This is a genomic window from Aquibacillus salsiterrae (assembly GCF_028416595.1).
GTDB lineage: Bacteria > Bacillota > Bacilli > Bacillales > Amphibacillaceae > Aquibacillus_A > Aquibacillus_A salsiterrae.
Genome location: NZ_JAMQKC010000006.1, coordinates 47,486 through 73,249 on the forward strand (window position 1 = coordinate 47,486; position 25,764 = coordinate 73,249).

At 38.1% G+C, this 25,764-nt stretch carries 23 protein-coding genes; 7 read left to right on the forward strand and 16 right to left on the reverse strand.

Features of this window, described 5'->3' with window-relative positions; all coding sequences use genetic code 11:
• Positions 1-203: 203 nt before the first annotated feature.
• The 5 genes from argF to NC799_RS09110 all read right to left on the reverse strand — a co-directional run bounded on the left by argF (position 204) and on the right by NC799_RS09110 (position 8,375).
• Positions 204-1,160 carry an ornithine carbamoyltransferase gene (gene argF / locus NC799_RS09090; protein WP_272446136.1) on the reverse strand — a complete coding sequence of 319 codons (957 nt, stop codon included), beginning with the start codon at positions 1,158-1,160 and terminating at the stop codon, positions 204-206.
• Positions 1,157-4,405, reverse strand: coding sequence for a carbamoyl-phosphate synthase (glutamine-hydrolyzing) large subunit (gene carB, locus NC799_RS09095; protein WP_272446137.1), 3,249 nt, complete (start codon positions 4,403-4,405; stop codon positions 1,157-1,159). The genes argF and carB overlap by 4 nt, the downstream gene beginning before the upstream one ends.
• On the reverse strand, positions 4,398-5,492 hold the full coding sequence (locus NC799_RS09100) for a carbamoyl phosphate synthase small subunit (RefSeq protein ID WP_272446138.1): 1,095 nt from the start codon (positions 5,490-5,492) through the stop codon (positions 4,398-4,400). The genes carB and NC799_RS09100 overlap by 8 nt, the downstream gene beginning before the upstream one ends.
• A 193-nt stretch (positions 5,493-5,685) precedes the next feature.
• A complete protein-coding gene (gene argH / locus NC799_RS09105) occupies positions 5,686-7,116 on the reverse strand; it encodes an argininosuccinate lyase (RefSeq protein WP_272446140.1) in 1,431 nt (476 codons plus the stop codon).
• On the reverse strand, positions 7,113-8,375 hold the full coding sequence (locus NC799_RS09110) for an argininosuccinate synthase (RefSeq protein WP_272446141.1): 1,263 nt from the start codon (positions 8,373-8,375) through the stop codon (positions 7,113-7,115). Before NC799_RS09110 ends, argH begins: the two co-directional genes overlap by 4 nt.
• 433 nt (positions 8,376-8,808) lie before the next feature.
• On the opposite strand from NC799_RS09110, the gene NC799_RS09115 reads away from it, so the two are divergent.
• Positions 8,809-9,723, forward strand: a complete 915-nt coding sequence (locus NC799_RS09115; protein WP_272446142.1) for a DUF4349 domain-containing protein — start codon at positions 8,809-8,811, stop codon at positions 9,721-9,723.
• Positions 9,724-10,066: 343 nt separating this feature from the next.
• On the opposite strand, the gene NC799_RS09120 is transcribed toward NC799_RS09115, so the two are convergent.
• The 8 genes from NC799_RS09120 to lepB all read right to left on the reverse strand — a co-directional run bounded on the left by NC799_RS09120 (position 10,067) and on the right by lepB (position 16,558).
• Positions 10,067-10,453: a hypothetical protein gene (locus tag NC799_RS09120; RefSeq protein WP_272446143.1), complete on the reverse strand. Its 387-nt coding sequence runs from the start codon at positions 10,451-10,453 to the stop codon at positions 10,067-10,069.
• Positions 10,454-10,620: 167 nt separating this feature from the next.
• On the reverse strand, positions 10,621-11,445 hold the full coding sequence (locus NC799_RS09125; protein WP_272446144.1) for a hypothetical protein: 825 nt from the start codon (positions 11,443-11,445) through the stop codon (positions 10,621-10,623).
• Positions 11,446-12,150: 705 nt separating this feature from the next.
• Positions 12,151-12,348: an alpha/beta-type small acid-soluble spore protein gene (locus NC799_RS09130; protein WP_272446145.1), complete on the reverse strand. Its 198-nt coding sequence runs from the start codon at positions 12,346-12,348 to the stop codon at positions 12,151-12,153.
• A 124-nt stretch (positions 12,349-12,472) separates the two neighbouring features.
• Entirely contained in the window at positions 12,473-13,576 is a 1,104-nt protein-coding gene (gene ddlA, locus NC799_RS09135; protein WP_272446146.1) for a D-alanine--D-alanine ligase, read from the reverse strand.
• A gap of 261 nt (positions 13,577-13,837) precedes the next feature.
• A complete protein-coding gene (locus NC799_RS09140; RefSeq protein ID WP_272446147.1) occupies positions 13,838-14,317 on the reverse strand; it encodes a DUF456 domain-containing protein in 480 nt (159 codons plus the stop codon).
• Positions 14,318-14,428: 111 nt separating this feature from the next.
• Entirely contained in the window at positions 14,429-14,953 is a 525-nt protein-coding gene (locus tag NC799_RS09145; RefSeq protein WP_272446148.1) for a type 1 glutamine amidotransferase domain-containing protein, read from the reverse strand.
• A 102-nt stretch (positions 14,954-15,055) separates the two neighbouring features.
• Entirely contained in the window at positions 15,056-15,628 is a 573-nt protein-coding gene (locus NC799_RS09150) for an LOG family protein (protein ID WP_272446149.1), read from the reverse strand.
• A gap of 381 nt (positions 15,629-16,009) precedes the next feature.
• Positions 16,010-16,558, reverse strand: a complete 549-nt coding sequence (lepB, locus tag NC799_RS09155) for a signal peptidase I (protein WP_272446243.1) — start codon at positions 16,556-16,558, stop codon at positions 16,010-16,012.
• A 410-nt stretch (positions 16,559-16,968) separates the two neighbouring features.
• On the opposite strand from lepB, the gene NC799_RS09160 reads away from it, so the two are divergent.
• Both NC799_RS09160 and NC799_RS09165 read left to right on the forward strand, forming a co-directional pair.
• The gene (locus tag NC799_RS09160) at positions 16,969-17,475 is read left to right on the forward strand and encodes an NfeD family membrane protein (protein WP_272446150.1); all 507 of its coding nucleotides are present in this window, start codon (positions 16,969-16,971) and stop codon (positions 17,473-17,475) included.
• A 12-nt stretch (positions 17,476-17,487) separates the two neighbouring features.
• On the forward strand, positions 17,488-18,927 hold the full coding sequence (locus tag NC799_RS09165) for a flotillin family protein (RefSeq protein WP_272446151.1): 1,440 nt from the start codon (positions 17,488-17,490) through the stop codon (positions 18,925-18,927).
• A 45-nt stretch (positions 18,928-18,972) separates the two neighbouring features.
• Here NC799_RS09165 and proC read toward each other — a convergent pair whose 3' ends face one another.
• The gene (proC, locus tag NC799_RS09170; protein WP_272446152.1) at positions 18,973-19,776 is read right to left on the reverse strand and encodes a pyrroline-5-carboxylate reductase; all 804 of its coding nucleotides are present in this window, start codon (positions 19,774-19,776) and stop codon (positions 18,973-18,975) included.
• A 433-nt stretch (positions 19,777-20,209) separates the two neighbouring features.
• Here proC and NC799_RS09175 point away from each other — a divergent pair, with 433 nt between their 5' ends.
• Together NC799_RS09175 and yidC are read left to right on the forward strand one after the other, a co-directional pair.
• On the forward strand, positions 20,210-20,578 hold the full coding sequence (locus NC799_RS09175; RefSeq protein ID WP_272446153.1) for a hypothetical protein: 369 nt from the start codon (positions 20,210-20,212) through the stop codon (positions 20,576-20,578).
• On the forward strand, positions 20,533-21,321 hold the full coding sequence (gene yidC, locus NC799_RS09180) for a membrane protein insertase YidC (protein ID WP_272446154.1): 789 nt from the start codon (positions 20,533-20,535) through the stop codon (positions 21,319-21,321). Before NC799_RS09175 ends, yidC begins: the two co-directional genes overlap by 46 nt.
• Before the next feature lie 164 nt (positions 21,322-21,485).
• On the opposite strand, the gene NC799_RS09185 is transcribed toward yidC, so the two are convergent.
• Positions 21,486-21,905 carry an organic hydroperoxide resistance protein gene (locus NC799_RS09185; RefSeq protein ID WP_272446155.1) on the reverse strand — a complete coding sequence of 140 codons (420 nt, stop codon included), beginning with the start codon at positions 21,903-21,905 and terminating at the stop codon, positions 21,486-21,488.
• A 1,140-nt stretch (positions 21,906-23,045) separates the two neighbouring features.
• Here NC799_RS09185 and NC799_RS09190 point away from each other — a divergent pair.
• Positions 23,046-23,300: a DUF1292 domain-containing protein gene (locus NC799_RS09190; RefSeq protein WP_272446157.1), complete on the forward strand. Its 255-nt coding sequence runs from the start codon at positions 23,046-23,048 to the stop codon at positions 23,298-23,300.
• 272 nt (positions 23,301-23,572) lie between these two features.
• Positions 23,573-24,205, forward strand: a complete 633-nt coding sequence (locus tag NC799_RS09195; protein ID WP_272446158.1) for a LysE family transporter — start codon at positions 23,573-23,575, stop codon at positions 24,203-24,205.
• 69 nt (positions 24,206-24,274) lie between these two features.
• Here NC799_RS09195 and NC799_RS09200 read toward each other — a convergent pair whose 3' ends face one another.
• A complete protein-coding gene (locus NC799_RS09200) occupies positions 24,275-25,648 on the reverse strand; it encodes an amino acid permease (RefSeq protein ID WP_272446159.1) in 1,374 nt (457 codons plus the stop codon).
• Between the last annotated feature and the right edge of the window lie 116 nt (positions 25,649-25,764).

Genomic DNA, 25,764 nt, shown 5'->3' on the forward strand with positions numbered 1-25,764 from the left:
TAGACTCGGGAGGGCTAAGTGTGCCCTGCACTGATAGCTCTTGGATCTTTTTATGCTTTCTTATCTTTTTAAGAAAAGTGCGGAGGCGCGCCCGAAGCTAGACAGCTCTATAATCTATTAAAAAAAAGCTTGTAGAAAAACTAGCGTTTCTCTACAAGCTTTGAGGACAAACCCACACTCGGGTTTGCCCCTCTAATTTATTGTTAACCCATTAATGCAGTCATTAATGCCTTTTGTGCGTGGAGTCGATTTTCTGCCTGACTGAAGACAACAGATTGATTTCCATCAATGACTTCAGCTGTAACCTCTTCCCCGCGGTGTGCTGGTAAACAATGCATGAATAGCGCTTCAGGATTAGCCTTGTCTAACAATGCTCGGTTTACTTGATAGCCTTTAAACGCAACTTCACGTTTTGCTTGCTCACTTTCTTGCCCCATACTAGCCCATACATCTGTATAAATGACATCTGCACCCTTTACCGCTTCGGCAGGGTCATCTGTTATCACAACCTTACTGTCCTGTGCAATAGCATTTGCCTTTTGTGTTACGTCAAGACTTGGTTGATAGCCTTCAGGAGCTGCAATACTTACATCCATGCCCATCTTTGCTGCACCAATCATTAACGAATTCGCCATGTTGTTTCCATCGCCAATATAAGCAATTTTTAATCCAGCGAGCTTCCCCTTTGACTCAAGAACAGTTTGTAGGTCTGCAAGTACTTGGCAAGGATGATATACATCTGTTAAGCCATTAATTACCGGAATACTAGCATTTTCAGCCAGTTCTTCTACAATCTGTTGTGAAAAGGTTCGAATCATAATACCGTCAAGATAACCTGACAATACTTTAGCAGTATCAGAAATAGGTTCTCCGCGACCAAGCTGGATATCCTTCGAACTTAAAAACAACCCTGTTCCACCGAGTTGGTAAATACCTGCTTCAAACGAAACGCGTGTACGAGTCGACGATTTTTCAAAAATCATCCCTAATGTCTTACCCTTTAATGGCTGGTCGATAATGCCATTACTACGATCATTCTTTTGGTTGATGGCTAAATCTAAGATAAATTGAATTTCTTCACTTGTATAATCTGCAAGTGTTAATAAGTCTCGACCCTTTAGTTGCTTTTCGATTGTAACAGGTTCGGTACTTATGCTCATCGTAATACACGCTCCTTCTTATTGATGGCATTTTCACCTTCTCGGTATTGGTGAATTGGAAGCATTTCTCCTTGCTTTTCCTTTGCAGCGATTAAGAAATAATGTAACGTTTCAATTGATGATAAACAATTGGTATCCGATTTAAGCGCACTTTCACGTAACTCTACATGCTCATCATGGTCGCCACTTTGCTTTGTACTACAGATAAGCTCAAAGCCATCGTTTAAACAAACGTCTTTAGCTTCTGTTTCGGTCATCACGTCGTCGACATTTACCCCATTTGCTTCTAATAATTTCGCTGTTTCCTCATCCGCCGTAACAGTTGCTTGAAGATTAATGAGATTTTTTATAAGTTCCTCTTTTTTCTCTAAGTCTGCGTTTGCTAGTGATAAATAAATGGTATCTTCATTGGTGAATGGCTTCAGGGCGTTTTCCTTCCAATTAAATGCTTTAGCCATTGCAGCCTCAACCGTTTTACCAAGTCCAATAGCTTCTCCTGTCGACTTCATTTCTGGTCCAAGTAACGGATCGACACCTGGTAGTTTAATCGTTGAGAATACTGGAAGTTTAACAGCAAAATATGGCACTTCTTTATGCAGACCTAAGTTCCATTCTTGGTCCTTAAGTGCTTCACCCATTTGAATACGTGTTGCCAAATCAACCATCGGTACACCAGTCACTTTACTAGCGATTGGAACCGTTCTTGATGCCCTTGGATTTACTTCTAGTACGTAAACCGTCTGCTTATCTTCACTAATAACAAACTGAATGTTCATGATTCCTTTCACATTTAGTTTGTTTGAAATTTGCTGTGCATAGGCTTCAATCACCTGTTTGTGTTCCTCTGTCAAATCTGGTGCAGGAAAGATAGCCGTACTATCTCCGGAGTGAACCCCCGCACGCTCCACGTGTTGGAAAATTCCTGGAATTAATATATCTGCCCCATCACAAACTACGTCAACTTCGACTTCATAGCCTGCTACGTATCGATCAACTAATAATGGGAAAATTCTTGATTCCGTCGAAGTCTTTTCTAAATTATCAAGGTAGGTTGTTAACTGATTTTCATTTCGAACAATAACCATTCCTCTACCACCGATAACAAACGAAGGACGAATCAAAACTGGGTAGCCGATCGTCGATGCAGCTGCTTTTGCATCTTTCGTGTCCATCACTGTCTCACCAGGAATATGAGGAATCGAAAGTGATTGTAATAATTGATAAAATTGCTCACGGTCCTCCACCGCATCAATTGCAGCAAGTTCTGTACCGGTTATTGTAACACCAGCTTTTTCAAGACCTTCAGCTAGATTAATAGCCGTTTGGCCACCAAATTGAACAAGAACACCATCAGCCTTTTCCTTTTCAACGACATGAAGTACGTCTTCTTCTGTTAATGGTTCAAAATAAAGGTGGTCAGCTGTATTGAAATCAGTACTAACTGTTTCCGGGTTGTTGTTTACGACAATGGCATCAATCCCTTGTTCTCTCAGTGACATCGCAGCATGAACAGAACAATAATCAAATTCAACCCCTTGACCGATTCGAATCGGACCAGAACCAAGGACAACCATCCGTCTATTCGGTGGCAATGCTTCTACCTCGTCTCGTTCATTCCAGGTTCCGTAAAAGTATGGTGTGTCGGCAGAGAATTCAGCAGCACACGTATCTACCATTTTATAAGAAGGATGAATGCCTTCCTCTTTCACTTTTGCTCTAACAGCTTCAACAGTAACACCAAAAAACTTGGCCAATGTTTTGTCGGTAAAACCATACGTCTTCGCTTGTTTTAAATCAGCCTTCTCAAGTGCGTTCCAGCCTTTTTGTTTCAATGCTTTTTCCATCTCAATGATGAATGCTACTTCATTTAAAAAGTACTTGTTAATTTCAGTGATTTCGTGAATATCGTCAATTGTATATCCTCTGCGGAATGCCTCCCCAACCACAAATAGTCTTTCATCGGTTGGTTTATCTAGTCCAGTATTTATTTGATCATTGCTCCACTCCTGTAAAATAGGCAAGTCCAAATAGTCTAGTCCGATTTCAAGCGAGCGAATTGCTTTATTTAATGCTGCTGGGAAATTACGTGCAAGCGCCATTACTTCTCCGGTTGCCTTCATTTGTGTTCCAAGTGAACGGTCTGCTTGGGCAAACTTATCAAAAGGCCAACGCGGAATTTTGACTGCAATATAATCAATTGCTGGCTCAAAGCTTGCATACGTATCCCCAGTAATCGGGTTAAGAACCTCATCCAATTGGTAGCCAAGCGCAAGTTTTGCGGCAATTCTTGCAATAGGATAACCTGTTGCTTTAGAAGCTAGGGCACTTGAGCGACTAACACGTGGATTTACTTCAATGATAATATAGTCGTCATTTTCCGGATTCAACGCAAACTGGATATTACATCCACCAATAACGCCTAACTCACGAATAACCTTACAAGAAGACGTCCTGAGCATTTGATACTGGCGGTCTGTTAGCGTTTGGGACGGTGCAACAACAATACTGTCTCCGGTATGGACACCAACCGGATCAAAATTTTCCATGTTACAAACGATAATACATGTGTCGTTAGCATCACGCATTACTTCATATTCAATTTCCTTCCAGCCTTTTACACTTTGTTCAATTAACACTTGATTAATTGGACTGTGATAGATTCCATTTTTAACAGTGGCACGAAGCTCTTGCTCATTGTTAGCAATACCTCCACCAGCTCCACCGAGTGTGTATGCTGGTCGGATAATGATAGGGTAGCCAACTGATGAGGCAAATTTAATCGCTTCATCAACAGAACTTGTGGAAATACTTTCTGCGACCGGTTCATCAATTGTCTTCATCAACGACTTGAATATTTCACGGTCTTCTCCCTTTTGAATCGTATCTAGCTGCGTTCCTAGAAGTTCTACATCAAATTTATCTAATACCCCTTGTTTAGATAAAAGCATGGCTAAATTTAAACCGGTTTGACCACCTAACGTCGGAAGTAAGCCATCTGGTCGTTCCTGTTCAATAATTTTTGTAATGGATTCACTTGTTAGTGGCTCTAAATAAACTTTATCTGCAATATTTTCATCCGTCATAATCGTTGCAGGATTATTGTTTACTAATATTACTTCAATTCCTTCTTCCTTTAAGGCTAAACAAGCTTGTGTTCCTGCATAATCAAATTCTGCTGCCTGCCCAATTACAATTGGACCGGACCCGATAACTAGTACTTTATGGATGTGATCTAATTTAGGCATGTTGTTTCACTCCCTTGGCTTTTACCTGGCTGATGAAGTTCACAAAAATATTGTGTGTATCAATCGGTCCTGGATGTGCTTCTGGATGGAATTGTACAGTCATAACATTCTTATTACGGTGAATTAATCCTTCCACCGATTTATCGTTAACATTAACATGAGATACTTGCCAATCGTCTTTATTTACCGAGTCGATATCTACCACATAGCCATGGTTCTGTGAGGTAATTAACACTTTTCCAGTTAATAAATCCTTAACCGGGTGATTACTACCGCGATGTCCATACGGCAGACGCTTTGTCGTTGCTCCAAATGCGAGGGCAACAACCTGGTGGCCTAAGCAAATACCAAGTGTTGGAATCGATTCAGCAATTTCCTTGATATTTGCGGCTAAATAGCTTAAGTCTTTCGGATTTCCTGGTCCATTAGTCAACAGAATTCCGTCCGGGTCAAGCTCATGAATCTTGGCAAACGTTGTATCAAACGGCACAACCGTTACATTACAACCCAAATCCAATAAGGAGTGAACAATCGAATGCTTATAGCCAAAATCCATCACCACAATATGTGGAATCTCGTCACCCGTTGTTTTTGTTGTATGAAATTGTTTTATCTCCGTAACAGATACTTGTTTAACTATATCTGAATCAACCGCACAATTTTTGGGAAGATCACTTTCATTTGTTGTCATTTTTCCATACACTTCCCCATGATCACGAATGATTCGGGTAAGTGCTCTTGTGTCGATCCCATATAATGTTGGAATCTCGTATTTTTCAACCATTTCTAGTAAGGTACTAGAGGATTGGTAATGTTCAGGAGTGTGACATGGATTCGCGATAACAAAACCCTTTAAAAATGGTTTGATGCTTTCATTATCTATATCATTAATTCCGTAATTTCCGATTAAAGGATAGGTCATCGTAACGATTTGCCCTGCATAAGAGGGGTCAGTCATTACCTCTTGGTAGCCTGTCATTGCAGTATTAAAAACCATTTCTCCTTCTACCTGTCTAGCTGCACCTAACCATTTCCCTTCTAAAACATCCCCAGTACTTAATACGAGATAACCTATTTGTTCCGTCATACTATGCCCTCCCAAAACGACGTTATATTTATACTGATAAACTTATAATTATACATCGGATTCCATCATAACTTTAAGGACCCCTACCAATTGTCCTTAAAGTTTTTTAAATTTTTAGATATATTTTTACAAAGAAAGAACTATGCCCCCCGGTAGAGGCAGAGACCTAGTTCCTACATTGGTTGTATCTTTCTTAATCTTCAAATGAAAATGCTTCAATTTTATTCGCATGCACTTCTATCCATGCACTGTTATTTTCAAAAAGCTTTTCTGCTTTAGTCATTTGCTCTTCTACACGATTTTTGGCTGTTCCCCCAGCGACATTTCGTGCATTTACTACAGCTTTAGGTGACAAGACATCATAAATGTCCTTATCGATTAAAGTCGAGAACGTTTGAAATTGTTCCAAAGATAAATCCAATAAAAACTTTCCTTCATTAATACAATGCAACACAACCTGACCTACAACTGCATGAGCATCACGGAATGGAAGGTCTTTGCCGACTAAGTAATCAGCTAAGTCTGTTGCATTAGAGTAATCTTTGGCTACTGCTTGATACATATTTTCTTTTTTTACATCCATCGTTTCAATCATTGGCGCAAACAAGGCTAATGCACCCTTTAACGTTTCAACCGTATCGAACATACCTTCTTTATCCTCTTGCATATCTTTGTTATATGCTAGTGGTAGACCTTTTAACGTAGTTAGCATGCCGATCAAATGACCATATACCCGGCCTGTCTTACCACGAACAAGCTCAGCCACATCTGGATTCTTCTTTTGCGGCATCATGCTGCTTCCAGTACAGAACGCATCATCTAGCTCAACAAAATTAAATTCGGCACTAGACCATTGGACGAGCTCCTCACACAATCGAGATAAGTGTGCTGAAACTAAAGATGCATTGGATAGAAATTCAATGACAAAGTCGCGGTCACTAACTGCATCCAAACTATTATCACAAATCCCGTCAAAATTTAGCTTTTCTGCAACAAAGTGGCGATCAATCGGGAAAGACGTACCTGCTAATGCACCTGCACCTAATGGTGATTGATTTACCCGTTTAAAGCTGTCAGCTAGTCTTTCCACATCACGCTGAAACATGAATACATATGCCATCATATGGTGTGCAAACAAGACTGGCTGTGCCCGCTGCAGGTGCGTGTAACCTGGTAAAACAGTATCTAGATTATCCTTTGCTTGTGTAAATAGTGCTTGTTGAACCTCAACTAGCTGTTGACTTAACGTTACTAATGCTTCACGTAAATATAAACGCATATCAAGCGCAACCTGGTCATTTCGGCTTCTGCCGGTGTGTAATTTACCACCGACAGGGCCTATTTCATCAATCAATAATTTTTCTACGTTCATATGAATGTCTTCATTTGCCTCAGTCAGTTCCGCTTCACCAGCAAGAATTTTTTGACCGACAACCTTTAATCCTTTGGCAATTGTCTTTGCGTCACTTTCAGGAATAATTCCACACTTTGCTAGCATCTCAACATGGGCCAGACTTCCCTGAATATCATACTTTGCTAGTTTTTGATCAAAACGGATCGAAGCCGTATATTCATCAACTAATTCATTGGTAGGTTTAGTGAACCGTCCGCCCCATAATTTCATTGTTTTACAGCTTCCTTTACACTAACAACTGCCTTTTCAATCGAAGCAGCTTCTTTATTTTCATGAACTTTATTTACCGATGAATGCACTTGTGTTGGTAATCCCCAAAGCTTGATAAAACCAAGCGCGGCATCGTGATCAAATGCATCTCCTTTGTTATACGTTGCAAGATCTAAATCATAAAGAGAATGCTTAGACTCACGACCAAGGACATGGGCATGACCTTTATAAAGCTTAACCTTTACTGTTCCAGTTACATACGTTTGCGTCGTTTCGATGAACGCCTTTAAACCATCTGTTAACTGCGTAAACCAAAGGCCGTTATAAACTGTTTCAGCTAATTTATGCTCAATCATCGGTTTGAATGACGCTACTTCACGAGGTAACGTAAGTGCCTCAAGTTCCTTATGTGCGGCAATTAATGTAGTCGCAGCTGGACACTCGTAAACTTCACGAGACTTAATACCTACTAAACGGTTTTCCACATGGTCAATACGTCCAACACCGTGTTTACCTGCGATACTATTTAATTCAAGAATAAGCTCAGCTAATGGCATCTTCTTTCCATTAAGCGCAACAGGCTTCCCTTGTTCGAATTCAACGTGAACAACTTCTGGCTCATTAGGAGCATCTACCGGATTCGTTGTTAACTCAAATGCACCCTCTGGAGCTTCTGCCCATGGATCTTCTAAAATTCCACATTCGTTACTACGTCCCCACAGGTTTTGGTCAACACTATATGGATTATCTAAATCAACTGGCACTGGAATACCATTTTGTTTTGCATATTCAATCTCTTCATCTCTTGTCATTTTCCATTCACGGACTGGAGCAACGATTTTCAAGTTAGGATTTAAAGCTGTAAATGCGACATCAAATCTCACTTGGTCATTCCCTTTACCAGTACATCCGTGCGCTACAGCAACAGCACCTTCTTTTTCTGCAATATCCACTAATACTTTCGCAATTAATGGACGTGACAATGCAGAAATTAATGGGTACGTACCTTCATATAGAAGATTTGCTTTTAATGCAGGTAATACGTACTCTTCAGCATATAATGCTTTTGCATCTACTGAATAAGATTTAATCGCACCTACGTCTAGTGCTTTATTTTTTACGAATTCTAAATCTTTACCTTCACCTACATCAAGACCAACTGCAATAACATCATAATTGTACTTATCTTGTAACCATTTAATTGCAACGGACGTATCAAGGCCTCCAGAGTATGCTAAAACGATTTTTTCTTTATTCATGGTATGTTCTCCCCTTAAGCAATTTATATTTAAACATTCGATTGTTTATTGTTTGTGTATGAATTATTATGCACTATTTAGTATATTAATTCAACCATTTATTCAAAAATTTCTTAAGTTTTTTTCTACCCTTCTAATTTGTTCCAGTTTTCATAAACAATGGGTCCAAAGAAACAGGCTCTCCTCCGCAAGAACCATATCATTCCTAGTATGAAAAGCAATCTCTAATTTGTTATTCAATTGATTAAAAAACCGTTCCTCCCAAACAGGAATTATTAATCGTTTTCACTAAATTAGGCTACCATCTATAATTCACAAAAGTGATTATTTATACATAGTTAACTATCTTTTATACAAAAACTCCTTTTTTCTTTTGTAACAAAAGGAAGGTGATAGTCGTCTAAGTTAAAAAGATATAAAAAGGATGTGTGACATGCGAGGAAAAATACGTTTACTATTAATCATCTGTTTCTTTTTGCTAAGCGCTTGCAGTAGCAATGAACAAAGCCAGAAAGCAATGGACACCGCTTCGAATGAGGGTGAATTGGCAAAGGAAGAAGCGGAATTATCGAATCAGGATGCTAGTCAGGAGCAAGCGAATACTAATGAAGAACAAGGCGAAACAACAGGCGAAGTTAGCAACGCAAATGTAAAAACAGATAGAAAAATTATTTACGATGCGTCTTTACGAGTAGAAGTAAAAAACTATGAGGAAGCAGTGAACACAATTCAAAGCAGGATTGAAAATGCTGGTGGGTATATTGTTGAATCACAAACATATGGCGGTGAAACCGAGGATTCAAAGGAAGGAATGGTAAAAGCTCGAATTCCACAGGCACAATTCCGCGCCTTTCTTGAAACCGTAGAAAAAGGCAGTTCTAAAGTTATCGAAAACACAGTAACTGGTCAGGATGTAACAGAAGAATTTGTTGACCTAAAGGCACGATTGAAAGCAAAACAGGTTGTCGAAACACGTCTACTTTCTTTTATGGAAAAAGCAGAAAAAACAGAAGACCTACTCAACATTTCAGATGATCTAGCAACTGTACAACAGGAAATAGAACAAATTACAGGAAGAATGAATTATCTCCAAAATAGATCTGATTTAGCTACAGTGACCATTCGTTTATCCGAAAGAAGAGTCACCATTCCTAAAGTCAATGATCAGGATTTAAACACATGGGAAAGAACAAAACAGCAATTCATGGAGAGTATTAACTTTTTACTTATTGCAGCCTCAAGCTTAACTGTCTTTATCGTCGGCAATCTCCCGATCATCTTACTCTTACTACTAATCGGTTTATTCATTTATCGAGCGTTTAAGAAAGATACTAGTAAAAAAAAATGAGAGATTTTTAATTATCAACTCAACTTTCGCAGAGTAAAAAAGCCTTCTCATTGAGTCACAGTCCAACCAAATTATTTATGTTCCTTGACAAAGGTTCAGCATAAAAGAAAAACACCTCAACTTTTGGTATAGTTTATTATCCAGGAAAAAACTACCAAAACAGAAGTGTAATGTATCATCTCCCATCCACAAAATGTTTCACACGGAAAACCAATAGGTTCATAGGAGTCTGGAGTAATGATTAGTTCCTCTGATGTTGTAACTGCGTCCTGTTCTTCAGATGTCAGCTTAATTTTGTATGAGTATAGACATGCCAGAATGTGGATAAGGAGTTCGAAGAAGATTATAATTCCTCTTCAAAAAACGAGGCAATCTCTTCTGGCAATTCGATAACATTGCGAATTAAATATTTATCAGTATCAGTATCATGTTTCAATTGTAATAATAAAGTTTTATTGTTTTCATACTGAATTAAAGCTAATGTCGAAATTGTACTATCTTTACTATCGCTAATTTGTCTAACAAGTTCGTATTTTTTTTTAATAAATTCATCATCACTTGAATCCACAAATAGTTTTTTAAAATCGGCATAAAATAAGTCATCTGATAAAAAGTTCATCTTAGAAGCCGTTAATAATGGACTAGAAGTGTCAACTAAATCTTCATCGTCCTTACACCCAGATAAGAAAATAATAAAAAGTAATAAAGTTAAAGATAATATATTTTTCATTATTCCATTTCCTTTCAAGTAATTGTATTAATGATAAGCATTATATTTACAATAGATTCTGCAGCAACAGTAACGGGTCATATAAAAAGAAGGTATTCATAGTTTTGTAATAGAATACCTTCTCTCCTTAAGTTTGTTTATAGATAAAGGTTAATCTGTAAATTTAATTAATACACGTGAGCAGGGAAGCTAGGATCAACTAGATAAACATATGACACGTGACTACCCTCAATTCCAGCAATATCATAGCGTGTCACAGTTGCTCTTGATTTTGCATATGGAGAAAGGTATGCGTCAACCGCATTAAATCCGCTATCATATCCTGATGGTACTACAAATACATCTCTCTGACCTTGCTCACCACCAGCTTTAAAATCTCCATTTTCGTCTTCAAAAGTTAATAATGTATAGAAGTTCTTTCCATCTAGTCTTGTAGAAATATAGGATAAATCTTGGTAGTCATCTGATTGAGATGCCAATTTCACGTAACTAAATACAGCTGTGGTTGCTATATTCCAACTATAGTTTATGTTTGCATCCGTAATTGTCGTTTCTTTACTAATTCCCGTAATCATACCTTTAAATGCATCATAAACGCTTAAAGCAATTCCAGCACCTGGTATTTCACCAGCAGCAGTTTTAGCACCTGTTGATAAAACATTCATATAACCAGCTTTCCAATTATATGTTGAACGAATAGTTCTGAACCCATGTTCTGATAGTTCAGAATTAGAGCTATTTGGTTGTGCCACCAACCTCTGAACATCATAGGTTTCGCCATCCTGGTAAACTGTAGATCTATAAGTAGACCAGTCAACATCATTAGTATCTGATGGTTGGTCAATTAGCGGCGTAACTAATGAAGTTGCTTCCAAACCCAAATGTTCTTTTAAATACTTTTCATTTTTATATTTTGGGAATTTCTCTTTCACTTCTTTTTTGGAAAGAAATTCAACCCCTAGTTTTTCTAAATCTTTATTTACCTTTTTCAATGCTTTATAATCTATTTCCTCTTCAGCAACAATTAAAGCTCTTTTTTGATATAATTCCTAAATCGCTAATTCTCTTGCGTTTTCCTTTGAAGCATCAACAACAAGCGACCCGTCAAGCATAAAAAACATTCCTAAAAGTAGTAATAATGCAAAGGTACTCGCTAATAATTTTTTCATAATACATCTCCTTTTTATTATTAGTAAGCCATTCTAGTTGAAACACAACTATAATCTATCAATAGATTAAGAATTTGTAAATTTACTTTTTACCAAATGGGAGTTTTAAGGTTTTAAAAAAACTGTCGAATTACCTTGCATTTGCTAATTTTTATATAAATTACAACTAATAAAAGCAATTAATAAGCAGTAAAGAGGTGGATTATGAAAATATTTTTTTATTTTTGTGAATCAATTTCATAATTATTTTTAAAAAATCACATTTTATGTGATGTTTGGTTTCTACATGTACTTCAAACTCAAACATAAAGAGAAATAACTTCCCAAGGATGCATAAAATCTTTATGTATAGTACCAATATTATATTTATCATTTCAATCACACCCTAGTTAAGTTACAATTCAAAAATCATCTTGCAAGAATTTTCCCAAGAACTTTTTAATTAAGCTTCGGTATCATTAAAATAGCCTACCAATCACAATGCGATTGATAGGCTATTTTTTCGAGGATTCGAATGCCCTCTTTTAGTTATTGATTTTGGTTTTTCATATTTTGCTCAGCGAACTGGATCATTCGTTTCACCATTTCGCCACCCACGGATCCGTTTGCACGTGCAGTAGTATCTGCTCCAAGCTCGACACCAAATTCATTTGCGATTTCTTCCTTCATATTGTTCATCGCATTTTCCGCACCAGGCACTAACAATTTATTATTATTATTTGCCATAAACGAAATCACTCCTTGTGGGAATTTATGAACAGATAATTACTCCTGTTCACGACCTAGCATGTGTGGATTTTATTGCTTTATCCTTACCAAGTATTGTTAGGTAGACAGTCTTACGGCCTTATCAATCATCCCACACAGCACTTTTTAATGCTTGGTCCCGCTGGTGCCGCTCGATTGCTAAATCAATTAGCTTGTTTATAAGTTCTGGATAAGAAATTCCACTAATTTCCCAAAGCTTTGGATACATACTAATTCGTGTAAAGCCAGGGAGTGTATTGACTTCATTTACAACAAGGTCACCATTATCATCTAGGAAAAAGTCAACACGAGCTAAGCCTTCACAATTTAGTGACTGAAACACTTCGACGGATGCTTGCTGGACCTTTTTCGTTAATTCTTCTGACAACTCAGCTGGAATCGCTAGGTCCGCACCCTTTTCATCTATATATTTAGATTCATAAGAATAAAAGTCCGTTTGTGGTAAAATTTCACCAGGAATTGAAGCAATTGGTTCCTCATTCCCAAGGACAGCACATTCTATTTCACGGCCGACAATGGTTTCTTCAATCAAAACTTTATTGTCGTACTGAAATGCTGCTTTTAGTCCTTGATAAAACTCTTGTTCTGTTCTTATTTTGCTCACTCCTACCGACGAACCCTGATTTGCAGGCTTAATAAACATCGGTAACCCTAGCCGTTCTTTTACTTCCGTAAAGTCAACACTGCTAAGCTTATGTCTTGTAACAGTAACAGATTTAGCAACCTTAATACCAGCTTCCTTTAACAGCCGTTTAGCTACATCCTTATCCATACTTACTGATGAGCCAAGTACACCTGTACCGACATACGGAAGATTAGCAATCCTTAGCATGCCTTGGAGACTTCCATCTTCCCCCAACGTTCCATGTACAATCGGGAAAACGACATCAAGTTGATCTAAACTAGCACCATCAGTCAAACTAATCCATTGCTTTGAGCTTTCCCCCGGAATGAATGCAACGCCATGGTTCGATTTATTTAATTGGATTAATTTCGGATTTTCTTCATTTAATAAGTAAGAGGATTGTTCATTTATATGCCATCTACCTTCTTTGTCAATCCCAAGCAACACAACGTCATATTTATTCTTATCAATTGCATCCACTATATTTTTTGCTGATTGTAGTGAAACTTCATGCTCAGCAGATTTCCCACCAAAAATAATACCAACCTTTGCTTTCGTCATGCTATCTCCCTTTCTCCGCTAGAAATAACCTTCTTTATGTGCTTTCTTATTTTAAGATAACAGATAAGTGCTTGTATATACTATGTTATTTTTATTTTCTAGATTAATGCTTGGTAGCAGGTGTAATTTCTTACTCCGAACAATCGTTTATCTAGAAATTCAAACAGCTTTCTAGCCTAGCTGGTTGTTGAGTCCTTAATCAAACCTAAATTCGTGCTTTTTTATGATGTGAAAAATGACCTGACAACTATCAGACCATTGTTAGAAAACGACCATAAAAAACCAAACAATCATGACGAGTTGGATTATTATCTTTGCAAAGGAACCTCCGAGGAATCCAAACAAAGAGCCAATTGCTGCCCTAACCGAATCACTCGTTGACCGCTTCTGCATGAGTTCAGTTACCAAAACCGCCAAAAACGGTACGACGATGATTCCAAATGGAGGGATTACAAATGAACCGACGATTACCCCAATTGCAGCCATTCGTTCTCCCCATTTACTACCACCGTATTTTTTCACAAAATAACTATTGGCAATTATGTCTGAGACAACGAGAATGATTGTTAAAACAACCATCGCAAGCCAAAATAAGAGTGTCAACTCTGCTTCGTTCAAGAAGAAAAAGTAAGCGAGAAATGCTAGCCACAACACTAACGGAGAAGGGATAATCGGAAAAATAATTCCAACGAAACTCAAGATGAAACAAGCTATAATAATTAGCCAAATGACAACAGCCATTCAACTCAACTCCTTGTAATAATTCGCCTAAAGCATACACATGGATAGATTTACGATTAAATGAATCCATCCATGTTAGTAAAGTTATTTCAGAATGAACGTATCCTTACCTTACTGCTCTGCTAATTTGTCTGCAAAAGCCTTAACGTATGGAGGTAAATCTGGTGGCCTGCGACTTGAGATAAGATGCCCATCTATTACAACAGCCTGATCGACCCAAGTAGCACCTGCGTTAGTCATGTCATCCTTAATCCCGGGTGTACTCGTTACTTTTCTACCTTTTAAAATGTCTGCCGAAATCAGAACCCAACCGGCATGACAGATTTGTCCAATTAATTTATTGTACTCATCCATATGTTTTACAAACGCAAGAACCTCAGGATAACGTCTTAGCTTATCAGGTGCCCAGCCACCTGGAACTAAAATAGCATCATAATCATTAGGATCCACGTCCACAAATGCCTTGTCAGACTCTGCCGGAACCCCGTATTTCCCTACATATTTCTTGTTTGCTTCTTTCCCGACTAAATCTACCGTTGTACCTTCTTCTCGTAACCTTAGTACCGGATACCAAAGCTCCAAATCTTCAAAGTCATCCTCAATAAGAGCTATTACTTTTTTATCTTTTAAGCGCATGAATTAGCCTCCTTTTTATTAACAGTGTACCAGAGTAAATCCCGAAAATAGAACATGAAGCATTACTCAGGTTAAGAATCGCTTTGATACGAATAACGTACATTACTCTTTCCATTTCTTTTTAAACGATGGTGGTTGGTATTGATCAAGTAGGTCGATAAGTTTATCCGGACTACTTGATGACTGAATAATTTGATCGTGCGATTGACTTGTGAACCCTTCTTCTACACTATATTGAATTAATTGAAGTAAAGGATTATAGTATTGGCCCACATTCAACAAGCCGATTGGTTTGTTATGTATGCCAATTTGCGCCCAGCATAGTACTTCAAACAGCTCCTCAAATGTGCCTAGTCCACCAGGTAGGGCGATATAGCTATCTGCCAATTCACTCATTTTCGCCTTTCGTTCATGCATATCTTTCACTTCAATAAATTCTGTTAAGTTGGAATGTACACTCTCTCCACTAAACAGTCCGCTAGGCATTACACCAATCACCTGGCCACCTTCACGCAGTACTGCATTGGCAACCATTCCCATCAAGCCACTTTTAGAACCACCATAAACGAGCCGGTATCCTTTCTTAGCAATTTGTTGTCCAAGAGCATCAGCTCTATCCCCGTATGCTTTTTTATTCCCAAATCCAGATCCAGCAAAAACACAAATTGTCTTCACAACATCACCCCACTAAACAAATGCAATAATATCAACAATTATATCCACTCTAAATCATAACATCCATAATTTTGATAAGAAAAGCGCAAGGCGCGCCTTGGAAGACTAAGGCAGGCTCATTCGGGCGTGTATATCGTTTTTTACTACCGTTTGATCGCTGGCAGGGGGGCGATCGGTAGTCAAAAAGGTATCCTGAATCTAGGATCCCCTAAAAAACCCTGGAATGCATTCGACTCGGGAGGGGTAGGCGGCGCTGAATCTGGACGTGGCTGTCGCTGGATGTATCCACGCTTGGATTTTTTTATACTTTCTTATACTGTATACTGGAACAAAAATACCTATGCAGAAACACTTATCTACATAGGTATTCAATCATTCCAATTATTTTGGTATCCCGAAATTTTGCAATGGCCATATGCGCATTTTTACATCGCCGATGATTGATTCCTCTGAAATGAAACCAAACACCCGGCTGTCTTTACTAATAAACCGATTATCACCAAGGACGAAATAGTAACCAGAAGGCACAACAGACTCTCCTGTTATTTCTTCTAATGTAAAGTTATTCGTTAAAAGCTCCCCATCTTCAAGCTGGTTTTTAAAACTGTCCAAATATGGCTCTTCATAAGCCTTACCATTAATATAGAGCGTATCATCCTTCATCTCAATCGTATCTCCCGGCATCCCTATAACCCTTTTCACGTAGTTTTCATCCGCATCAGGAGCGCGAAAAGCTATCTCATCAAACCGATTAACTTTACTTATTTTACTTAATATAATTCGATCACCGTCATGAAGGTTGGGCTCCATGGACTTCCCTTGTACAATTGATGGAGTTACTAAAAACTGCCTAACAACAAGAACAATAATTAAGGCAATCGCAAGTGCCTTTACCCAAGATAAAATCTCTTCCATTATACTATTCATTATTTCACAACCCTTATTAGTATGTTACTACTTAGAAAACAACCATTCCTAGTAGAGATTGTTATGATCCTCTTATAATAATACTATAATTCGATCAAGATTTGGAAATATTTCTATGAAATTCGATGTGCACAATCCATTTATAGCAAAAAAATGCGGTTAGCCCTTGATTCATCGTTCTCCATAGTTCACATGACCGAGCCTTAACAAATTTTGCTCTTAAACGCACATGGGATCTTTTGCGATTTAACCGCTAAATCACGACAATTTTCACACTTATTCTTTAAATTAGGACATGCTTTAATTAATTTTTACAGAAATTAGGGAACTTTTCATCATTCCGATCGTATATATTAGTGTAGCAACAGAATAGTTCATCTGAAATATCTAACTGGGGGAGTGAGGTTATTGGAGTGCTAACAATCTATTGGTGGTTATTGTTTGGTAGCCTTGGTTTTGCCATTGTATCAATTTTCTTAGGAGATTTTCTTGATGGAGTTTTTGAGAGCATGGGTGAATTTCTAAACCCATTATTACTGTTCGGCACTTTATCGGTGATCGGCGGTGCGGGAGTGCTGTTAACGAAATATACGCAGCTGAACCCGATTTATGTACTACTGATTAGCTTGGTAATTGGTGGATTTGCTTACTTCATCATTTATTACTTACTAGTTATCCCACTATCCAACGCAGAATCTTCGACATCTATCTCCATAAACGACCTTGAGGGGAAGATTGGGGAAGTAATTACGACAATCCCAGCAGCTGGCATGGGAGAAGTATTTATCGAATCAACAAACGGGAGTAGGAATGAAACGGCTAAAAGCTTTGATACAATCGAGATTAAGCAAGGAACGAAGGTTGTTGTTGTCGATGTGAAAGATCAAATCTTATACGTTTCAGAATTAACCAATTTATAAGGGAGGAATTGGATGGATTTTCTAGTGGTTATTGGTGTCATTGTTGGAGTGTTTGTCGCGTTTGCCATTCTATTCGCTGCACGATATAAAACAGTTGGAGCGGATGATGCAATGATTGTAACAGGAAGTTTTCTTGGGAATAAAAATGTTTACCGAACAGATGACGGCGGAGGTATAAAGATTGTCCGTGGTGGCGGTGCATTTATCATCCCAATCTTTCAACAAGAAGAAAGAATAAGCCTACGCTCCCACAGTTTAGACATATCTACCCCTAATGTATACACTGAAAACGGTGTACCAGTCATGGCAGATGGTACAGCAATTATTAAAGTCCAAAGTACAACCGAAGGAATTGCAACCGCTGGTGAACAGTTTTTAGGTAAGGATAACTCCGAGCTTAGAAAAGAAGCACAAGAGGTTTTAGAAGGTCATTTACGTGCAATTCTCGGTACAATGACTGTTGAGGAAATTTATAAAAATAGAGAACGCTTTGCGCAAGAGGTCCAAACGCAAGCTGCTGTTGACTTGAAGAAAATGGGTTTGCAAATCGTTTCCTTTACGATCAAAGATGTTCAAGATGAAAATGGATACTTAGAAGCACTTGGAAAACCACGAATTGCCGAAGTAAAGCGTGATGCACAAATAGCTGAAGCTAACGCGATGCGTGATGCACGGATTCAAAAAGCGCAGGCTGAACGTGAAAGTAAAGGCGCAGAATTACTAAGTGAAACACAAATTGCTGAATCAACAAAAGAGAAGGAATTAAAAGTCGCCTCCTATAAGCGTGAACAAGATACAGCAAAAGCAGAAGCTGACATGGCCTACAAGTTGCAAGGGGCAAAGTCAGAACAACAGGTTAAACAAGAAGAAATGCAAATTCAATTGGTTGAGAAAAATAAGCAGATTGAAATTGATGAGAAAGAAGTTATCCGTAAACAAAGACAATACGAAGCAGAAATCTCTAAAAGAGCTGAGGCAGAGCGTTACGCTGCTGAACAAAAAGCAGAAGCAGACAAGGTTACCCGCGTAAAACAAGCAGAAGCAGAAGCTGCTCAAATTCGTTTAGACGGGGAAGCGGAAGCAGAAGCTATTCGTCAAAAAGGTTTTGCCGAAGCAGAGGCAAAAGAAAAGTTAGCAGATGCGATGGAGAAATATGGCGAAGCTGCAATTTTAGAAATGATTATCAAAATGCTTCCTGAATTTGCTGGTAAAATCGCAGAACCGATCAGTTCTATTGATAAAGTTACAGTCGTTGATAACGGAGATGGAAACGGTGATGGTGCTACTAGGATGAGCAATTATGTTACCAAGCTAATGAGTCAGTTACCTGAGACGTTGAAAGATGTATCGGGTGTAGATTTAAAAGGAATGCTTGATAACGTAGCAGCCAAGAGCGAAACAAAGATTAACAGCAATCTATCAGTCTCTGATCATTCAAAACAAGAAGAATAAGTTACAATTTAGTAGGTTCCGCTATTTTTAGCGGAACCCTTTGTTTTAATTATCACTTTGATTCGCCTTGTCTCTACAAGCTTGAATAGCTGTTGCTATTATTTCTTTGGTATTATTTTCGTCTAGCACTCGCAAACCTTCAGCCGTCGACCCTCCCGGTGTTGCAACTTGGTCGATTAATTCTTCGGGTGATTTCCCTGTTTTTAACATCGATGCAGATCCTAGTATCATTTGTGCCACTAAATGGTTTGCTTGTGAAACGGTTATACCTGATTTGAGCCCTGTTTCGACTAGCGCTTGTGCGATCTTATAGACAAACGCTGGTGCACTGCCTGTTATTGCTGTTAATGCTTTTACTTGTTCTTCTGTGACTATTTCAAAAGTTCCGATATTGCTTAATAGGGCTTCTAGTACTTCTTTTTGTGCAGGTGTGACATAATTCCCAACAGCTGTTGGGGTTGAAGATTGACCCACCTCTGCTGCTGTGTTTGGCATTACCCATGCCACAGCCGTTTTGTCAGGCAACCTTTCCTCTAACCAACTAGGTCTGATACCAGCTGCTACTGTTATAACGAGCTGTCCTTTTATCAAAGGACTTATTTCCCCCAAAATAGCCGGGTGGGCATCTGGCGGTATCGCCAAAACAACTACGTCTGAATCTTCAATAACATCCGTCCAGGCTGTAGCTACTGATACTTCATATATCTCTTTTACATCAGTCAACCTTTTCTGATTACCACTGTTTGTTACAGTAATTTCAAAACGAGTATCTTTAACCAGTTGGCTAATCATTGCTTGCGCCATTCTTCCAGCACCAATAAATAATGTTTTAATAGTTTTGTTTTCCATGTCCTTCTCCTTTTTGATGTGGATAACCTGTTGATACTTTCTTATCTAGTCAAATATGAATCTTTCATTTACTTCTACTCGTATAAATTATCAGGCACTTTATAAGACGGTTAACTTATTTCCATTTATTATTTTTCAATCTCACAAAAGCTCCCGTTGACTTTCATGTTATTATAGATAAAGACAGAAAGAAAAGCGAAAGCACCTTGGGCAGCCCCGACAAGCGTAAGACAAGCCTCATAATGGCGCTTTTTGCCATGGAGAGGATTGACTTACGACCTCGAGGGGCTAGGTGCTGGAGCTAGACAGAAAGAAAAGCGAAAGCACCTTGGGCAGCCCCGACAAGCGTAAGACAAGCCCTGACGTGGCGGTCTTTGCCACAAAAGGGATTGACTTAGACTTTATTAACTTTTAGTAAAAGGAGGTGAATACTTTGGTTTTTGAACTTGTTACAGAGATAGGCACAGAGTGGTCGCCACTTTATATCTACTTAACTTACATGATAACTATTGTTTCAGCGTACGGCTTTTATCATTCAAAACAGTTTAACATGAATAAAAATTCGACAATCCAGCTGAAATCAAAAACTGCATTACTCATTATTGATGCACTACAAAACGATTTAGACCAAGTTATCAATATATATCAAGCATGGATTGCAAAAATGATGAAACATAAGGATGCGCCAGATGATGATGCAGATAACCAATTCTCCTTATTCCTTAGACGACCAAGAATCAAACTAGGAGGAGTAACATGGTTAAAACCTTTGTATTCACCAAGAAAACTAACCTTATTTTAATATCTATTTTACTGGTACTGCTAATGACTGGATGCCAAGCAGCAAGTAATGACCCTATAAGTAATGAGACAAGTGGTTTCTTCAATCATTATTTCGTCTATACTTTTTCTATCATTATTAAACAGGTTGCCTCATTCTTTGGAGGGAATTTTGGAATCTCTATCATTGTAGTGACGTTATTAATTAGGCTTTTGTTGTTCCCCTTAATGATGAAGCAATCGAAGCAGAGTTTTCAAGCGAGAGAAAAGATGCAAGTAATCAAGCCAGAGATGGAAGAACTGCAAGCAAGATATAAAGATAAGAAAGATGCCGATTCACAAAAGAAGATGCAACAAGAAATGATGCAACTCTATCAAAGGCATCAATTTAATCCACTTACGTCAATGGGTTGTTTACCGATGATTATTCAGTTTCCGATCCTTATTGGATTTTATTATGCAATTAGAAGAACACCTGAAATAGCCACACATTCTTTTTTATGGTTCGACTTGGGCCAAACGGACATAGTTATGCCACTAGTTGCAGCCATCATTTACTTTATTCAGTTTAAAGTAACGCAAATTGGTATGGATGAAAAGCAAAGAAAACAAATGGCGATAATGGGATTATTATCTCCTGTTATGATTGGCCTTTTTTCTTTTAGCGCTCCTGCTGCCTTACCTTTATACTGGACAATTGGAGGAACATTTCTTATCATCCAACAAATATTGTTTAAGAAAATGTACCAACCAAAGCAATCATAATTTGAACAAAAGCCGAGGGCGCTGAAGCTGGACGTGGCTGTCGCTGGACGTGGCTGTCGCTGGATGTTATCCACGCTTGGATCTTTTTATACTTTTCTTATCCTTTAAAGGAAAACGTGCTCCCGTTTTTTATAACGAGAGCACGTTTTTAAGTATTAAAAATATTAGACTGCTGTGACGTTTAATTCTACATCAATATTTCCTCGAGTTGCCTTAGAATAAGGGCAGAAGTCGTGTGCAGCCTTTGCTAGTTGTTCTGCTTCTTCTTGGCTAACACCTTTGATTTCAACATTTAGCACTACTCCAATTTTAAAGCCATTGTCTTCATTATCTTTTAGTAAACTTACATCGGCAGTAATCGTTGAATCAATTTCCTTTTTCTGTTGAGAAGCCATTAGATTAAGCGCACCATCATAACATGCGGAATAACCTGCTGCAAATAATTGCTCTGGATTAGAACCCTTTTCACTTGAACCTCCTGCAGGATTAACTAGATTTAGATCGATAATGCCATCATCTGATTTTACGTGTCCATCACGACCACCTTTTGCCGTTGCATGAGATGTGAATAATACGTCGCTCATTAAGATCACTCCTTCTTTAAAATTTAAGTACTAACTTTATCTTATATAACTATTCCTAGAATGTACAAACAATAAACATATTTCACCTATTCTTTTTTAAAAAAGTCACTGTATACGTTCTACACTGATTTCTGCGCATTAGATGGGTAATGCGCACCAACCTTTGACATAAGATCCAGTGTTAATCAACCGCTCCGGAAATACACTTGCTTTCCGTGGGTGGCTGATGAGCCTCATCAAGCTAATGGGTGCCACTATTGACACTTTTGAGTTCAGATTTGGTAAAAGTGTTGATGATTGACCTGATTGTCGACAGATTTGAGTTCAGATTATTAAAAAGTGTCGATGAGGCACCAAATTATCGACAGATTTGAGTTCAGATTAATAAAATCTGTCGATGAAGCACCAAATCATCGACAGATTTGAGTTCAAATTAATAAAATCTGTCGATGGGGCACCAAATCATCGACAGATTTGAGTTCAAATTAATAAAATCTGTCGATGGGGCACCAAATCATCGACAGATTTGAATTCAAATTAATGAAAAGTGTCGATGAAGCACCCAATTATCGACAAATTTGAATTCAAATTAATGAAAAGTGTCGATGAAGCACCCAATTATCGACAAATTTGAGTTCAAATTAATGAAAAGTGTCGATGAAGCACCCAATTATCGACAGATTTGAGTTCAGATTATTAAAAAGTGTCGATGAAGCACCCAATTATCGACAGATTTGAGTTCAAATTATTAAAAAGTGTCGATGAAGCACCCAATCATCGACAGATTTGAGTTCAAATTAATAAAATCTGTCGATGAAGCACCAAATCATCGACAGATTTGAGTTCAGATTAATAAAATCTGTTGATGAAGCACCAAATCATCGACAGATTTGAGTTCAAATTAATGAAAAGTGTCGATGAGGCACCCGATCACTGATAAGGGACTACCTGGAGCGCAAATTTGTGCGCATTATATATACACTGCGAAATCAAGGGTCAAAGCCATAGAAAAGAGCATGTTCGTATAATCTCACATGCTTAAGAAATTAAATAATACAGGTGCCTTTGCTTGCTAACAGGAGGAATATTCTTGTATATTTACACCAATCCTATTACAGACAGAAAAAGCGAGGTGATACAATGGAAGATTTCAAAGCAAATGAAATGGATGAAACCGTCGTTATTGAAAACGAGGATGGTACAGAGACTACTTATAACGTTGATGCTGTTATTGAAATGAACCATCAGGAATATATCATCTATTCCAACAATGACGAGATGATGATAAGTAGAATTGTGCGTAACGGGGAAGAAGAAGAATGGGAAGAGGTTACGGATGAAGAGATGGGACAGATTATTGATGCCTACGAACAAGCATTAAAGGATGAAGACTAATCCATTTTAAGCCAAATAATTAATGATACTGTCCCGGTTATTGAAGCAGATCCTTACACACACTTTACTTTTTTCAAAACATTTAACGGACTGAGAATCAGTTATATTCATTTAGCTGATTCTTAGTCCGTTATTTGATTAATTTAATCACAAACAACATTTCGAGATTTATATGTTTTGCAAAGTAACTAGATAGGCTAAATCACTTTCTTGTTTTAAAAAAGACTTGTGCTGAATACAATGTACAAGCTGTTTTAAAAGGAGAGAGAGTCGTGAGCATATTTCTTAGTTACGTTTTTCTAGGTCTATCCCTAGCTGCACCAATCGGTCCAATCAATGCAGCCCAACTAGATAAGGGAATTAAAAATGGATTTTGGCATGCTTGGTTTATAGGCTTAGGTTCCTTAGCAGGAGACCTGTTATTAATGGGGGCAGTTTATTTTGGTATTGTTCAATTTCTAGAGATACCTTTTATGAAAGCATTTCTCTGGTCCTTTGGCTGTTTCGTCCTAATCTATACAGGAATTGAGGGTCTATTTAGTGCAAAACAAGCCGCTAATGTTTCAACAAGACATACTTCTAGTTCTCTAACAAAGACATTCTTCACTGGATTTGTTTTGGCATTATCTAATCCATTATCGATTTTGTTTTGGTTGGGTATTTATGGGTCAGTACTTGCACAAACTGTTGCAGAATATGACACAACCCATATCGCATTATATAGTTTTGCAATTATTGTTGGATTACTCGTTTGGGATTTCTCGATGGCAATTGTAGCTAGTAGCTTCCGTAAACTATTAACAGATAAATTGCTAATCCTTATATCCTTGCTATCTGGTTTCTCCTTAGTAGTGTTTGGTATCTATTTTGGATATAAAGCACTCGAATTATTATTTCCATTTTAATTCTCGGGTTCTTATCTTGTGAAAATAAGCGTGTGGCTTTTCGCTTTATCCACACGCTTCATTTCCCATCTAGTCTGTCACCTTTTCTTTTGTAAATAAAGAATTGGGTGCTGGCTTATCTTCGTCACCTCTCCATTTATTCCGCATCATAAAGGTAACGACACCAATTAATAACAAAAAGACTAGGCTAACAAAAAAACCAGGACGACTAGAACCGTCAAATAATGTTCCAGAAACTGCTAGTAAGATAAGGGATAAACCAACCCACCGTTTTACGTGACCAAATCCCTTTAGTTTCACTAGCTTTCCGTAAGATAATAAAATGAAAAGCCATGTATAGAGTAGCATTAATCCTGCTGCGGTAGTTAAGTATTCATATATCTTTTCCGGTAAGAAAAGGGAGACAAGAATCGATAAAATTAAACCACTTAATGTAAGGCCAAGCGCACGAAATGGTATGTTTTTTTTACTTGTTTTTGAAAAGAAACGCGGAGCATCCCCATCATTGGCCAATGTAACCATCATGGTTGTTATCGCGTAAAGCGAAGCTACCATTGTCGAAAACCCAGCAATGACTAAAGCACCATTAAACAGATGCGGTACAAAGGTCAGGTGATAATCTTCTAGGGCAGTTATAAATGGACTATCGTTTGCTGTAAATACATCCCATGGCACAAGATAAACGGCCATTGTGAGCGAAATGATGTAGATGGATGCCAAGGTAAGGAGCATCGTTCTTCCTGCCTTTGGAGCGTCTTTAGGATTTTTTAAATCACTAGACATGATCCCCATTACTTCGATTCCGCCAAATGCATAAAAAGCATAAATCATCGCCGTCCAAAATCCGAGCAGTCCATTTGGGAATAATCCCGAGTAATGAAAAGCAAAGGAACGACTAGGTTTATTTCCACCTAACACACCAAAAATGGCGAGTGCTGCAATAATAATAAACATGACGATTGCAGCAACCTTTACGACCGCAAAAATATTCTCGAATTTTTCGAATCCACTAATTCCGGTTAAGATAACAATAATCCCTAAAACACCATAAATGGCTGCGAAGATCCATAAAGGTGTATTCGGAAACCAAAATTTCGAAAATATTCCTAAGGCAGTTAACTGACTCCCCATAATTAACAGTTCCGATGACCAATAGACCCAACCATTACTAAAGCCAGCCCATCTTCCAAATGCTTGTTTTGCATAAGACCTAAACGAACCTTTCGTTGGATGTTCAGATGTCATTTTTGCCAATGAATCAAAAACAATATATGTGCTAATCGCAGCCAATATAAAGGCGAAAATAGCCGATGGCCCACCTTGTTTAAACGCTATACTAGACCCTAAGAAAAAGCCAGTTCCAATGATGGAACCTATTCCAACTAACGCTAATTGCAGCCATGATAATTTTTTTTGCTTGGAGCTCGACTGTTTATTGGCCATAAAAATACCCTCACCATATCAAATTATATTCTTGTGGCCACTGCCAACTCTGTTTTACGACAGTAGCAAAATGGGACGTGGAAATGACCACATTCATCTAAAATAGTCTGAGATAA

Bases quoted from the DNA above. Each gene is read 5' to 3' on its own strand.
- NC799_RS09130 (WP_272446145.1), bottom strand. From the start codon at position 12,348: ATGGCAAATAATAATAATAAATTGTTAGTGCCTGGTGCGGAAAATGCG.
- argH (WP_272446140.1), bottom strand. From the start codon at position 7,116: ATGAAATTATGGGGCGGACGGTTCACTAAACCTACCAATGAATTAGTT.
- ddlA (WP_272446146.1), bottom strand. From the start codon at position 13,576: ATGACGAAAGCAAAGGTTGGTATTATTTTTGGTGGGAAATCTGCTGAG.
- carB (WP_272446137.1), bottom strand. From the start codon at position 4,405: ATGCCTAAATTAGATCACATCCATAAAGTACTAGTTATCGGGTCCGGT.
- NC799_RS09120 (WP_272446143.1), bottom strand. From the start codon at position 10,453: ATGAAAAATATATTATCTTTAACTTTATTACTTTTTATTATTTTCTTA.
- NC799_RS09145 (WP_272446148.1), bottom strand. From the start codon at position 14,953: ATGCGCTTAAAAGATAAAAAAGTAATAGCTCTTATTGAGGATGACTTT.
- NC799_RS09185 (WP_272446155.1), bottom strand. From the start codon at position 21,905: ATGAGCGACGTATTATTCACATCTCATGCAACGGCAAAAGGTGGTCGT.
- argF (WP_272446136.1), bottom strand. From the start codon at position 1,160: ATGAGCATAAGTACCGAACCTGTTACAATCGAAAAGCAACTAAAGGGT.
- NC799_RS09115 (WP_272446142.1), top strand. From the start codon at position 8,809: ATGCGAGGAAAAATACGTTTACTATTAATCATCTGTTTCTTTTTGCTA.
- proC (WP_272446152.1), bottom strand. From the start codon at position 19,776: ATGGAAAACAAAACTATTAAAACATTATTTATTGGTGCTGGAAGAATG.
- NC799_RS09100 (WP_272446138.1), bottom strand. From the start codon at position 5,492: ATGACGGAACAAATAGGTTATCTCGTATTAAGTACTGGGGATGTTTTA.
- yidC (WP_272446154.1), top strand. From the start codon at position 20,533: ATGGTTAAAACCTTTGTATTCACCAAGAAAACTAACCTTATTTTAATA.
- NC799_RS09190 (WP_272446157.1), top strand. From the start codon at position 23,046: ATGGAAGATTTCAAAGCAAATGAAATGGATGAAACCGTCGTTATTGAA.
- NC799_RS09165 (WP_272446151.1), top strand. From the start codon at position 17,488: ATGGATTTTCTAGTGGTTATTGGTGTCATTGTTGGAGTGTTTGTCGCG.
- NC799_RS09140 (WP_272446147.1), bottom strand. From the start codon at position 14,317: ATGGCTGTTGTCATTTGGCTAATTATTATAGCTTGTTTCATCTTGAGT.
- NC799_RS09200 (WP_272446159.1), bottom strand. From the start codon at position 25,648: ATGGCCAATAAACAGTCGAGCTCCAAGCAAAAAAAATTATCATGGCTG.
- NC799_RS09110 (WP_272446141.1), bottom strand. From the start codon at position 8,375: ATGAATAAAGAAAAAATCGTTTTAGCATACTCTGGAGGCCTTGATACG.